Genomic DNA, 12243 nt, shown 5'->3' with positions numbered 1-12243 from the left:
TCGATCGGGTCGTAGCCCAGGGCCATCGGCCGACCTCTCGATTAATTCGATCGACTGGTGGACTAAATTATTGTGGGGTCGTACGGTGCTCCCACCCGTCGGCCACGGGGGCCGGCGCAGGTGGGAGGCGGTACCGGTGAGAGGTCGTTCTGTGGCGGGGGCGCTGGCGCTCAGTTCCCTGCTCTTAGCCGCGGCGTGTTCGTCGTCGGGTTCGTCCGGGGGCGCCGCGAACGGTGCCGGCGCTGCCGGCGCCGGGGAGGTGAGCTCCGCGCCCGTCGCCAACAGCGACAACAACGCCTGGGCGCTGCGCTACACCGGGGGCTCCGCCGGCCCGGCGAAGGGCACGCCGTACAAGATCGGATTTGTCAGTCAGGACACCTTCCTGCCGTCCGCGACCCAGGGCGCGCGGGCCGCGGTGGCCTACGTCGACGCCGAGCTCGGCGGCGTCGGCGGCCGGCCGATCGAGCTGGTCTCCTGCTCGGTCAACGTGCCCGAGGACGCCGCCCGCTGCGGCGCCCAGATGGCCAACGACGCGTCGCTGTCACTGGTGATCGTCGGCGGCCTCAGCGTCGGCAACAAGGAGTTCTACGACGCCGTGGGCGGCCGCAAGGCGATCCTCATCGGCAACGCCCTGGCCAGCGAGGACTTCGTGACGACCCGCGGCGTCGCCTACACCGCCGGCTCGCCCGGGGTGCTGATGGGCATGGCGCGCTTCGCCGTCGAGGAGCTCAAGGCCCGCACCGTGGCGGGCATCGTCCCGGACACGCCCGCCGGCCGCGCGGCCGCCCAGCAGCTCGTGAAGCCGATCCTGGACGCCGCCAAGGTGAAGTTCCGCCCGGTGTTCATCAGCCTGCAGGCCACCACCCCGGACCTGACGACGGCGTTGCAGGCCAGCGGCGCGGGCANCGCCGACGCGCTGATCACCGCCTTCCCCCCGAGCAGCTGCATCAGCATGTACGACGCGATCCACTCGCTCGGCATCAAGCCCAAGGTGATCACGACCGACCAGTGCGCCGACGTGCCGGTGCGGGCGCACCTCAAGACCGTCGGTGCCGCCGACGCCGTCCCCGACGGCTGGTACTACGCCAACTACGGCTACAACTTCGACCTGCCCGACGTCGACTCCGGGATGAAGACCTACCAGTACGCCGCGGCGAAGTACGCCAAGCCGCTGGGCAGCGCCCCCGTCGAGCTGCGCGGCTTCAGCGGGCCGACGTTCGGCACCGTGATGACCGCCGCCAAGATCGTCAACCAGCTCGGCGTGGACAAGGCCACGTCCTTCGACGTCGTGGACCGGGCGCTGCGCGGCTTCGCCGGTCCGGCGATGCTCCAGGTCGGCCCGCTCAAGTGCGGTCAGGCACCGTTCGTCGCCGTCTGCGGCCACCAGATCGGCGTCGACCAGTACACCGGCGGCAAGTGGACGAGCGTCCGCGACGGCCTCAACGACAAGCCGGTCAACCTGCTCGCCCCGGTGAGCTGACCCCGCCTACCCCGGGCTCCCGGCCGGCCCCGCCCCCGCCGGCCGGCGCCCCGCCGACTCCGTCGGATGGCTCAGTGCGGACTGATGAAGATCCTCGGCTTGGGCCGGTTGTCCCAGTCCGCTGCACGGATCGCCTTCAGTGCCGCGCGCCGTCGCTGCGTGTCCGCCGAGCATCCGGTGCGCGCGGCGCTGCGGGACCTGCTGCGTCGGCGGGCCACGGTGACGTCGACCGACGCGGCTCGCGAACTGGGCGGCAGCACCGGCCTTTACTCCTTCCACCCGCGCCAGCTCGCGACGTGGCCTGATCGAGCCCGCGCCAACGGAGCACGGCCGGCGGCGGCCCTGGCGGCTGGCCACCACGACCGCCGAGTCGACCAACGGGGACGACCTCGGCGAGCTGGCCGGCGGACTGGAGGACGAGGCCTACCAGCGTTGGCTGTCTCGTCGCGCGCAGGCGCCCAGCCGGTGGCGCAGGGACGAGGCGTTCAGCCAGGTCGTCCACCTCACGCCGGAGGAGCTGACCGCGATGCCCGCGGNCATCAGCGATCTGATCGCCGCCTACCGCGACCGTGAGATTCAACCGGGATCACGACCAGCGGGCACCGCGCCCGTCGCGGTTATCGCGCGACTGTCCCCCTGCTCGAGGGCTTCTCACCGCATCGCTGATCAACCGGTTCCCGCCGCCGCCTCNCCGCCCGGCTGCCGCGCCGCCCGGCTGCCGCGCCGCGACCTCACCGACATCACCGTTAGCGGACTGTCCTCGCGGGGCGGAGTGGGAGCCGGTTCCGCGGAATCTGCATGACCGTGTCACGTGCTCGCGGCGGCGGCGGCAGCGATCGCGGAGCGTGGCGGCGACGGGTCGGTGTTCGGGGTGGATGCGTGGGAGNGCGACCACCGTGGTCCCTGTGGCCGGTTTGGCGTCCGCTATGTCCATAGCAAATATGTCCATAGCAAAGAACCACGGGACGCCGGCCCCCCGCACACCCCCGCTCTCACCCCCCTCGACCGTCACCGTCAGTAATTAGGCGGCTGGGGCTCTGCCCGGGCTCCGGCGAACAGCCGCGCGGGCGGGGGGACCGGGACGCGGTTCCGCGGAACACCACGGCCGATGCCTGCGGTCCGATGATCGATGACGGACCCTGGCACGGTGATCACGATGACGACGGTTCCGCCCGTCGACAAGGCCAGCTCATGCTGGGATACGTCCCGGTGGCGGGGCCGCGGGCCTGGGGTCGGGGTGGCGAGACCACGGCCGGCCGGGATGTGCGGGTGGGGTGCGCCGTGTCAGCGCTGGACGCCGACGGACTGCCACACCCGGAGCAGGACTTCCTCATCGGGGGCGTCGAGCGACCACTGCCACGGCTTGGCGAAGACGAAGACCTGGGCCTCGTGATGGGTCGGGTCGCTGCCGTCGAGCATCGTGATGGTCACACTCTTGTCGCCGGTGAGGACGAAGAAGACCTCGCGGTACTGCCCGAGGTGGACGTCGAGGACGACGGCGTCGGGGCCGTAGCGGTGGACGTCGACCGTCCGGGTGCGCGGCGCTGCGGGACCCGGGGCGGGATCGGCGGGGGGTGGCGCCCCGTCCTGCCTCATGCCCGCGCCTGCCTCATGCCCGCGCCATCAGAGGAAACGGCGGTTCGCCGTGTCCGCGGGAACGGTGATGCCGAGTTCCTCCAGCAGTGGACGGGTGTCGGCGATGTACTGCTGGCGGAGCTGGGCGTTGTTGAGCTTGCGCAGGCCCCAGCGGACGTAGGCGTCGCTGAACTCCGAGTCCGACCGGCCGAACATGTCCAGNGCGGCCGGCCACCAGATCTTTATCTTCTCGTTGGCCTCCGCCAGCCCGGCCGGATCGGCGCACACGCGACGCAGGTTCGACATGCCGAACGTCGCGTGGAACACCTCGTCCTTGTGCAGGCGTTCCGCCACGTTCAACAGGGGCTCGTAGGGCACGTCCTCCCACGTCTCCCCGATGTAGCAGCCCACCCGGTCGCCCAGGGCGTTGAAGTACGCCATGTCGCAGAACGTGTCGATGGGCAGGTGGAACAGGTACTGCTTGATCGGCTGCTCGATCCTGCCGACGCCCAGGCCCGCCAGGATCCGCGCCGTGATGACGCCGTGCTCGACCTCCTGCTGCATGAGCTTCGCGAAGGTCGTCTTCAGTCGCTCCTCGGGAGCGAGCGTCATGCAGCGTTCCCACAGGTGGTTCAGCAGCTCGGTGTAGTACCGGTTCGTCGAGTTCTCCAGGTGGTGCACGAGCATGCGCACCAGCAGGTCGGAGAACTCGCTCGGGATGTCGGTGTCGTTCTCCCGGTACACCCGACGCTCGCCCACCATCGCATCTGCCATGACCTCATCGTAGGAAGGTCCACCATTATTGTCAACTCATGAGTCGAATGAAATCGGCATTGCTTGTCGGAGGGATAAATCGGATACGGAGGTCTTCGGGTAGGCGGCCAAGGGGCCTGGCCGGTCGGGCAGCCGGGCCGGTCGGGCAGCCGGGCCGGTCGGGCAGCCGGGTCGGGCTGGCGGGCGGGTCGGGCTGGCGGGCGGGAGCAGGCTGGTCGTTCAGGGGGCGGTGGGGTCGTCGAGTCGCAGCGCGCGGCCGACGACCTCCTTCATGATCTCGCTGCTGCCGCCGAAGATCCGGGTGATGCGCACGTCGCGGTACATCCGGGCGATCGGGTACTCCTCCATCCAGCCGTAGCCGCCGTGGAGCTGGACCCCGGCGTCGACCGCGTCGAACTCCAGCTCCGTGGCGAGCAGCTTGGCCGCGGCGGCGTCCTGCGGGGTGAGCGTGCCGGCGATCCTGGCCTGGACGCAGCCGTCCACGAGGGCCTGGACGGCGAGCGTGCGGGCATGCAGGGCCGCCAGGACGAACCGGGTGTTCTGGAAGCTGCCGATCGTGGTGCCGAACGCCGTGCGGCTGCGGACGTACTGCCTGGTCAGCTCCTGGGCCCGGCGGGCGCTGGCGACGCTGCCGACGGCGATGGACAGCCGCTCGGCCGCCAGGTTGCGCATCAGGTAGTGCAGCCCGCGGTGCTCCTCGCCGAGCAGGTTGGCCGCCGGCACCCGGGCGTCGTTGAAGAACAGCTCGGCGGTGTCCTGCGCGCGCAGGCCGACCTTGTCGAGCTTGCGTCCCCGCTCGAAGCCGGGGGTGGCGCGCTCCACCGCGAGCAGGCTGAGCGAGCCCCGCCCGGCCCCCGGGTCGGTCTTGACCGCCACGACCACGAGGTCGGCGAGCAGGCCGTTGCTGATGAAGGTCTTGGCGCCGTTGACGACGAAGTGGTCGCCATCGCGGATGGCGGTCGTGCGGATGCCGCGCAGGTCGCTGCCGGCGCCGGGCTCGCTCATCGCGATGGCGGTGACGGTCTCGCCGGAGCAGTAGCCGGGCAGCCAGCGCGCCTTCTGCGCGTCGGTGGTCAGGCCCACCAGGTAGGGGGCGAGCAGCTCGTTGTGCAGCGACAGTCCGAGTCCGGTGATGCCGCCGAACGCCAGCTCCTCGGTGACGATCACGTCGAAGCGGGGGTCGCTCAGCCCGGCGCCGCCGTACTGCTCGGGCACCGTGAGCCCGAGCAGGCCCATCTCACCGGCCCGACGCCAGGCGGAGCGGTCGACGACGCCGGCCCGCTCCCACTCCTCGTGATGCGGCTGGCATTCCTTGGTGACGAAGGTCCGCACGAGCTCGCGGAACTCCTCGTGTTCGGCCTCGAAAAGCGTGCGTTGCATGACGGCGACTCCTGGCTGTGCTCGGCGGGGCCTGGTTGCTTGTCGCGGGCCTGGTTGCTCGTCCCGGGAGTGGTTGCCTGTGGCGGGCTGGTGGTTCCTTGCGGAGGGCTGGTCAGCCGGCGGCTGCGCCGCCCGCGGCGGCGAAGGCGGGTGCGGCGTCCGGACGGGAGCGCAGGGCACCCCAGGCGGCGGCCATGGCGGCGGCCTCGGCGGGGGAGGCGCCGTGCACCAGCACCTCGTCGGCGCCGGCCGCGCGGTAGGCCGCCGCCCGCCGCGCGCACGCGGCACTGGACCCGATCGCCGCGCCGGTGTCGAACCATTCCGCGGGGATCAGCTCGGCGGAGTCGACCAGCCGGTCGCGGGTGACGGCGGTGTCCGCGATGCCGCGTCCGGTCAGGGTGGGATGGGCGCGCAGCCGGTCGAGCACCGCCGGATCCCAACCGTTGCGTTCGACCAGCAGCTCCCCGAGGCCGCGGACCTGGAAGTAGCTGACCGCCCGCGCCCGCACCGCGAGGTCAGCCCGGTCGGGCGGCAGGTCGGGCGCGGCGACGAAGGTGGTGATGACCCGGACCGACGCGGGGTCGCGTCCGGCCCGCTCCGCGGCGCCGCGCACCGCCGCCACCGAGGCGGCCACCGCGTCGACCGTGAGGAACGGGTGCAGGATGACCCCGTCGAACGCCCGCCCGGCGAGGTCGAGCCCGCGTGGGCCGATGGTGCCGAGGACGACCGGCGGCGCGCCGTCCGGGGGCAGGTCGGAGAAGCGCATCCCGCGGAACGACCCCGCCGTGCCCTCCTCCCGGATCGCCTCGCCTGTCCACAGCCGCCGCAGCACGCCCACCAGGTGCTCCAGCCCGCGCAGCGTCGGCGGCGGGACGCCGAGCGACGGCGCCAGCGCCCCCAGCCCTCGGCCGAGCCCGAGGACGAACCGGCCGCCGCTCAGCGTGTGCGCGGTCGCCGCCAGCGCGGCGATGGTGAGGGGATGCCGGGTGCCCTGATGGATCACTGCGGTCCCGACGCGGCAGCGGTCGGTCGTCGCGGCGAGCGCCCCGCAGACCACCCCGGCCTCCTTGAGGTCGAGCCGCTCGCTGACGTAGACCGCGCCGAAGCCGGCCCGCTCGGCGTCGCGCGCCTCCCGCAGGGCCCGGGCGGGATCGCTCGCCCGCCCCGGTAACACGTAGACGCTGAGGTCGTCGTGCACGCTGAGGTCGTCGTGCACGCTGAGGTCGTCGTGCACGCCGTTGTTGTGGTCTGCGGATGTCATGAGGGGATTCCCCCGCCTTCGGTCGCATCGGTCGATGGGGAGGCGGACTGAGGGGCCGACAGCTCACCGGGGGCCTGTGGCTCGTGGGGGGCCTGAAGCTCGTCGGGAAACAGGGCGTCGGTGTGACCGACGTAGCCCAGCGCGAGGAACAGGTACATCTGGGCCGTCTCCAGCGCCCGCTCGATCGCCGGCGACAGGGCTGCCTCCCGCTCCCGGGCCAGGTCGGCGTGTACCGCGAGCAGGNGGGCGCGCTGCCGCTCGACGTCGGCGCCCAGGCCCGACCCCAACCCCGACCCCAACCCCGACCCCAACCCCGGCCCCGGCCCCGTGCCTGGTCCCGGTGGCGGGAGTGGGTCGAGATCCGTGCGAGTCCGCGTTCCCTGTGCCACGCCGCCCTGTGCCACGCCGGCCATAGTTCAGCGCCCTTCCCGGGTGGTGGCGGCTCGTGCGCCCGGCTCGCGGGCGTCGAAGATCCGTCTGGTCTTCAGCTCGTAGCGCGGCAGCGTCCCGGCGTGGACGACCTCGGTCTCCAGCCGGACCCCGAGGTGGTCGCGCAGGTGGGCCGACAGCCGCGTGGCCAGGTCGGCCAGCGCGCCGACCCCCGTCGCGGCCTCGGCCCNGACCAGCATCCGGTCCATGCCGTCGCGGCGGGACAGGTGCAGCTCGTAGTGGTGCGTCAGCCCCGGGACCTCGCTGATCAGGTTCTCCACCGCGGTCGGGTACACGTTGACCCCGCGGATTGTGATCATGAAGTCGGACCGGCCGAGCACGACCCCGGGGAAGTGCTTCCACGTCCACCCGCAGCCGTGGTCGGGACGGGCGTCGATGCGGACGAGGTCGTGCGTCCGGTACTTGATGAACGGCTGCACAAGATGGGTGTAGCTGGTGATGACGTGCTCGCCGACCTCACCGGCGTCGGTGACCGGCTCGCCCGAGGCGGGGTCCACCGAGTACGAGTGGCAGACGTCCTCGATCGCGTGTACCCCGCCGGCCCACACGTCGCACGACTGGCCGATGAACAGCGCCTCCCCGATGCCGTAGGCGTCGTGGATCCGCTCGGCGCCCCAGGCCTCGGCGAGCCGTTCACGGATGCGCGGCACCGACAGCCCCGCCTCGCCGCCGCCGGCCAGGATGCGCACCCCGGCGCGGCGCAGGTCCAGCCCCGCCCGCTCGGCGATCTCGGCCAGGTGTAGCAGGTAGGTGGGGGTGCCGCAGACGATGGCGGGGCGGCGTTCGAGGATGTGGCGGACCCGCTGCTCCCCGGTGGCACCGCCGCCGGAGACGATGGTCAGGCCGAGGTTGCGCGCCCCCCAGTAGTACGTCCACAGTCCGACCCACATGCCGAAGTCGAAGCAGAAGTAGATCGAGTCGCGCGGCCGGGCGCCCTGGCTCCACAGGCCGTAGCAGAGCTGGGTGCCCNCCTTGTGCATCTCGAACTGGCTGAACGCCTCGTGCAGGAACCGGCCGGTGGTGCCCGTCGTGTGGAAGTACTGCTGCCAGTGCTCCGGGCCGAGCGCCAGACCGCCGAACCCCGACTCCGAACTCTCCTGGTCGCGGACGTAGTCGGGCTTGTCGGTGAACGGCAGCCGGTGATGGTAGTCGTCCCAGGTGCGGATGTCGGCGGGCTTCACCCCCGCCGCGTCGTAGATCCGCCGGTGCAGCGGGGAGTGGTCGTAGGCCCAGCCGACCAGGTGGCGGATCCGGGCGAGGTGCAGCGCGTCGAGCCGTTCCCGATCGGCGGTCTGCGTCGCCCGGTTCCAGAACCGCTGGTCGACGGCCTGGCCTAACGCCCCTGCCATTGCGCGGTCCGCTTCTCGATGAACGCGGCGGCGCCCTCGCGGTGGTCCTCGGTGGTCTTGAGCACGCTCTGGCCGAGCCGTTCCAGCCGGCGGCCGGTCTCACCGTCGACGTCCGCACAGGTGTTGAGCACGAGCTTGGCCATGCCGAGGGCGAGCGGCGCCATCGCGGCGAGCCGGTCGGCCATGGCCNGGGCGGCGTCAAGCGCCGTGCCGGCCGGGACGACCTCGGTGACCAGGCCGAGCTGCAACGCGGCGGCGGGACGCAGGGTGCCGCCGAGCATGACCAGCTCCTTGGCCCGGCCCCGGCCCACGTAGGTGACGAGCCGCGAACAGCCCCCGGACCCGGGGATGAGGCCGACCTTCGCCTCCGGCATGACGAACCGGGCGTTGTCGCCGGCCACCCGGAAGTCGCAGGACAGTGCCAGCTCGAACCCACCGCCCGCGGCCACCCCGTCGACGGCGGCGATCACCGGGATCTCCATCGCCTCGATCGTGTCGAAGACGTCGTGGATGCGCCGGGCGTGCGCGCGGAACCCGCGGGTGCCGAGCGCCGTGAGGTCGCCCATGCCGCCGACGTCCTCGCCGGCGGAGAACGCGCGCCCACCCGCGCCGGTGATGATCAGGACGCGCACCCCCGGATCGAGCGCGGTGTCCTCGACGGCGTCGCGCAGCTCCTGGCGCATCGCCGCGTTCCAGGAGTTCATCCGGTCCGGCCGGTTCAGCGTGAGCACCCGCACGCCGCGGGGCTCGTCGTCCAGGATGATGTACTCGTGCCCCATCAGCGCGTCCCCGCGGCCTCGGGCGCCGTCGCCGGCTGCCCTGTCTCTGGGTTCACCGTCTCTGGGTTCACCGTCTCTGGGTTCACCGTCTCCAGGCGGACCGTCGCCGCCACCGTGCCGTCGGCCTTGCGCACCTCGACGCCGTCGGCGGTGGGCACCACCGTCAGCTCGTCGCCGGGGAAGACCGGCGCGGACAGCCGGGCTTTCGCGGACCGCAGGGCCTGGGGGCCGAGCTGCTCGACCACGGCGTCCAGCGCCAGCGTCACGGTGAGCGGGCCGTGCGCGATCACCGACGGCAGGCCGGAGGCGCGGGCGAACTCGTCGTCGACGTGGACGGGATTGAAGTCGCCCACCGCGCCGGCGTAGCGGGCGATCTGCACGCGGGTCACGGGGCCGCGCGTGCGCTCGCCGAGGGTCACGTTCTCGCCGAGGGTCACGTTCTCGCCGGGGGGCACATTCTCGCCGGGGGTGAGAGTCGCGCTGTCATCCTGGGTCACTTGCTGCTCCCACGCTCGATGAAGGTGACGGTCTGGCGCTGCACGAGGTCGCCGGCCGCGTCGGTGAACTCGGCGGCGAGCAGGCCGAACTGGTTGGCGCCCTTGCGGAAGACGTCCTCCACGGTGACCCGCACGTGCACCCGCTCGCCGGGGGCGAAGGGCCGGCGCCAGTCGTAGTCGATGCCGGCGAGCAGCGCGCGGGACAGGTCGAGGTCGAGGCCGTCGACCGCGGTCGACTCGCCGCCGACCGCCGCGCCGAAGTAGGGCACGAGGGTGGCCGTCGCCGTCCCCGCGGGGCTGCCGACGGCCCGGGCCAGTGCGGCGAGCACATCGGGGGAGACCGTGAGGTCGTCCTCCACCAGGGTTCTGCCCTTGGCGCTTTCGTCCATCTCGACCTCCGTCGGGACTGTCCGCGGCCCGTGGGCGCGGCGAGGGTACGTGGCTGGTCCGCGGGCCGCGGGCCGCGGTGGTCAGGGGGAGCCGCCCGCCGGTGAGGCGGTTCGCGGGGGATTTTTGAGCCGTGGCGCGGGTCACGTCGGGACTGAGCCGACCGTCCCCCATCGCGGGGCTCGCAGTCAAGAGTTTATTTGACCGACGCGATGGTTGACTAAAATGCCGTGGTGATCCTACGGTCGGGTCGGCACCGCGCTCGGAAGNGGTTCCGGCACAGGAGGGATCGGCGATGAGCGAGGGCTCGGCGATGAGCATCGTGCGGGAGTCGGGCCGGCGGTCGTCGGGCGGTGCCGTGGCGGCGGACGCGCCCGCCGGGCGAAGCCCGTTCGACNTGACTGGCCACGTCAGCGTGGTGACCGGCGGCAACGGCGGGATCGGCCTGGGCATCGCGGGCGGGCTCGCCGCGGCCGGCGCCCACGTCTGCGTCTGGGGGACCAACGCGGCCAAGAACGCCGCCGCCGTCGAGCGCATCGGCGCGGCGGGCGGGCTGGCCACCGGCCATCGCTGCGACGTCGGCGACGAGGACCAGGTGGTCGCGACGATGGCCGAGGTCGCCGCGACCTTCGGCCGGCTCGACTCCTGCTTCGTCAACGCCGGTGTCGCGTCCCAGTTCCACCCGCTGCTGGAGACGTCGCTCGCCGAGTTCCGCGAGGTGACACGGGTCGACCTCGACGGGGCGTTCGTGACCCTGCGGGAGGCGGCCCGGGCGATGGTGCGCTTCGGCAACGGGGGGAGCCTCGTCGCCACGTCCAGCCTCGCGGTCCTGCAGGGGCAGGCCCGCGCCTACTCCTACGGCGCCAGCAAGGCCGGGCTGACCGCGATGATCCGGGCGGCCGCGGTGGAGCTGGCACGCCACGACATCCGGGCGAACGCCATCCTGCCCGGCTGGACGGACTCGCCCATGACCCACCAGGGGCTGCACGACGAACGGTTCACCGAGCGGGTGCTGCCGCGCATGCCCGTGCGCCGCTGGGGCCGCCCGGAGGACTTCGCCGGCATCGCCGTCTACCTGGCCTCGCCCGCGTCCGTCTTCCACACCGGCGACAGCATCCTGCTCGACGGCGGCTACGCCGCCTTCTGACCGCGACCCCGCGAACCGACCGCGACCCCGCGAACCGACCGCGACCCTGCAGGCCGACCGCGATTCCGCAAGCCGACCGCGGCCCGAACCGACCGCCTACCCACGAACTGACCCGACCTGCGAAGGAGATCGAGGCGTGACTCCTCTGACGCCTGAAGGGGTCAGCTTCTCAGGAAGCTGTCGCTACCTGAAGGGCAAGCCCTGCCCTGAGGATGTTGACCGCCGCGTTCTCGCCGGCGTGCGCGGAGTGGCCGCACTGCACGCACAGGAACGTGGCCTGCGTCGGCCGGTTCTCCTTCGCGACGTGCCCACACTCGGCACATCGCTGGGAGGTGTGACGGGCNTTCACCTCGACAACCGTCCGTCCGGCGCTTTCAGCCTTGGCGCGCAGCACGTCGAGGAACACCCCCCACCCGGCGTCGTGGATCGACTTGTTCAGTCCGGACTTGGCGGCCTGCCCGTTGGGCAGGAACTGGCCCGGCCGGTCAGGGTCGGGCTTGGGCTGCGCCCGGCGGNCCATGCCCTTGATGTTCAGCTTCTCGACGGCGATCAGGTCGTGATCGCGGACGAGTTCGAGCGCGGTCTTATGCGCGAGGTCGGCCCGCTGCCGGGCGACCGCCCGGTGCTGGCGGGCAACACGGGCCACGGCCTTGCGGCGCCGCCTCGAGCCGCGTTTCTTCCGGGACAGGTCTCGCTGCGCGGCGGCGAGTCGGTCAGCGGACCGCTGGAGGAAGCGCGGGTTGCCGAAATGCCGGCCGTCGGCCGTGGTCGCCAGCGACGCGACACCCATGTCGATGCCGACGACAGCACCGGTCGGTTCGAGCGGGACGGCGGGCACGTCGTCGCAGGACAGCGCGAGGTACCAGCGGTTACCCTCGCGTGTGACGGACAGGGTCTTGACCGTGCCGAGTACGGGCCGGTGCTGGTGGACCTTGACGTGTCCGATGCCCTGGAGGCGGATGAACGTCTGGCTCGGGTGCTCGGGCTGCNAGTCCCAGCGGCAGCCGTCGCCGTCGACGGGCCATGTGACCGTGTCGAAGTGTCCGGCGCCTTGGAAACGCGGGTAGCCGGGCGTCTCGCCCGCCTTGACTCGGCGGAAGAACGCGGCGAACGCGAGGTTCAGCCGGCGCAGCGTGGCCTGCTGCGAGGAGAACGACCATCGGN

General features: G+C 72.2%; 10 protein-coding genes and 9 pseudogenes. 3 read left to right on the top strand and 16 right to left on the bottom strand.

Going from position 1 to position 12243, the window contains the following annotated elements; genetic code table 11:
• Window positions 1–85 precede the first annotated feature (85 nt).
• Together FF86_RS47510 and FF86_RS47505 are read left to right on the top strand one after the other, a co-directional pair.
• Window positions 86–905 (top strand): annotated as a pseudogene (locus FF86_RS47510) (ABC transporter substrate-binding protein); the annotation flags it as partial.
• A 1-nt stretch (window position 906) separates the two neighbouring features.
• A pseudogene (locus tag FF86_RS47505) lies at window positions 907–1480 on the top strand (hypothetical protein); the annotation flags it as partial.
• Window positions 1481–1551: 71 nt separating this feature from the next.
• Here FF86_RS47505 and FF86_RS34745 read toward each other — a convergent pair.
• The 12 genes and pseudogenes from FF86_RS34745 to FF86_RS13020 form a co-directional block, all read right to left on the bottom strand.
• Window positions 1552–1740: a hypothetical protein gene (locus FF86_RS34745; RefSeq protein ID WP_044884960.1), complete on the bottom strand. Its 189-nt coding sequence runs from the start codon at window positions 1738–1740 to the stop codon at window positions 1552–1554.
• A gap of 1024 nt (window positions 1741–2764) precedes the next feature.
• The gene (locus tag FF86_RS13060) at window positions 2765–3076 is read right to left on the bottom strand and encodes a hypothetical protein (protein ID WP_044884959.1); all 312 of its coding nucleotides are present in this window, start codon (window positions 3074–3076) and stop codon (window positions 2765–2767) included.
• A 27-nt stretch (window positions 3077–3103) separates the two neighbouring features.
• Window positions 3104–3277 carry a hypothetical protein gene (locus FF86_RS47500; RefSeq protein WP_242418708.1) on the bottom strand — a complete coding sequence of 58 codons (174 nt, stop codon included), beginning with the start codon at window positions 3275–3277 and terminating at the stop codon, window positions 3104–3106.
• A gap of 1 nt (window position 3278) precedes the next feature.
• A pseudogene (locus tag FF86_RS62285) lies at window positions 3279–3619 on the bottom strand (phenylacetic acid degradation protein); the annotation flags it as partial.
• A gap of 429 nt (window positions 3620–4048) precedes the next feature.
• Window positions 4049–5209: an acyl-CoA dehydrogenase family protein gene (locus FF86_RS13050; protein ID WP_044884957.1), complete on the bottom strand. Its 1161-nt coding sequence runs from the start codon at window positions 5207–5209 to the stop codon at window positions 4049–4051.
• 112 nt (window positions 5210–5321) lie between these two features.
• Window positions 5322–6470, bottom strand: a complete 1149-nt coding sequence (locus tag FF86_RS13045) for a TIGR03857 family LLM class F420-dependent oxidoreductase (RefSeq protein ID WP_052681049.1) — start codon at window positions 6468–6470, stop codon at window positions 5322–5324.
• Between the two features lie 416 nt (window positions 6471–6886).
• A pseudogene (locus tag FF86_RS47490) lies at window positions 6887–7089 on the bottom strand (phenylacetate--CoA ligase family protein); the annotation flags it as partial.
• 1 nt (window position 7090) lies between these two features.
• Window positions 7091–7219 (bottom strand): hypothetical protein (locus tag FF86_RS47485; protein ID WP_242418707.1); only part of this gene is annotated, 129 nt, incomplete at its 3' end.
• 1034 nt (window positions 7220–8253) lie between these two features.
• Window positions 8254–8458 (bottom strand): annotated as a pseudogene (locus FF86_RS47480) (enoyl-CoA hydratase/isomerase family protein); the annotation flags it as partial.
• A gap of 1 nt (window position 8459) precedes the next feature.
• On the bottom strand, window positions 8460–9048 hold a 589-nt coding region (locus tag FF86_RS47475), incomplete at its 3' end, for an enoyl-CoA hydratase/isomerase family protein (RefSeq protein ID WP_255355777.1).
• Window positions 9048–9545, bottom strand: coding sequence for a MaoC/PaaZ C-terminal domain-containing protein (locus FF86_RS13025; protein WP_052681048.1), 498 nt, complete (start codon window positions 9543–9545; stop codon window positions 9048–9050). The genes FF86_RS47475 and FF86_RS13025, both read right to left, overlap by 1 nt.
• Window positions 9542–9934: a MaoC family dehydratase N-terminal domain-containing protein gene (locus tag FF86_RS13020; protein ID WP_044884953.1), complete on the bottom strand. Its 393-nt coding sequence runs from the start codon at window positions 9932–9934 to the stop codon at window positions 9542–9544. Before FF86_RS13020 ends, FF86_RS13025 begins: the two co-directional genes overlap by 4 nt.
• A 396-nt stretch (window positions 9935–10330) precedes the next feature.
• On the opposite strand from FF86_RS13020, the gene FF86_RS13015 reads away from it, so the two are divergent.
• On the top strand, window positions 10331–11079 hold a 749-nt coding region (locus tag FF86_RS13015), incomplete at its 5' end, for an SDR family NAD(P)-dependent oxidoreductase (RefSeq protein WP_396229858.1).
• Between the two features lie 169 nt (window positions 11080–11248).
• On the opposite strand, the pseudogene FF86_RS47470 reads toward FF86_RS13015, so the two are convergent.
• From FF86_RS47470 to FF86_RS47455, 4 pseudogenes are all read right to left on the bottom strand, one after another.
• Window positions 11249–11422 (bottom strand): annotated as a pseudogene (locus FF86_RS47470) (zinc ribbon domain-containing protein); the annotation flags it as partial.
• 1 nt (window position 11423) lies between these two features.
• Window positions 11424–11594: pseudogene (locus FF86_RS47465) on the bottom strand (RNA-guided endonuclease TnpB family protein); the annotation flags it as partial.
• Between the two features lies 1 nt (window position 11595).
• A pseudogene (locus FF86_RS47460) lies at window positions 11596–12068 on the bottom strand (RNA-guided endonuclease InsQ/TnpB family protein); the annotation flags it as partial.
• A 1-nt stretch (window position 12069) separates the two neighbouring features.
• Window positions 12070–12242: pseudogene (locus tag FF86_RS47455) on the bottom strand (RNA-guided endonuclease TnpB family protein); the annotation flags it as partial.
• Window position 12243: the final 1 nt, after the last annotated feature.

The sequence above is a fragment of the Frankia sp. CpI1-P genome, assembly GCF_001421075.1.
GTDB lineage: Bacteria > Actinomycetota > Actinomycetes > Frankiales > Frankiaceae > Frankia > Frankia torreyi.
The sequence above is the reverse complement of the archived record's forward strand: the minus strand, read 5'-3'. Positions and strand labels throughout refer to the sequence as shown.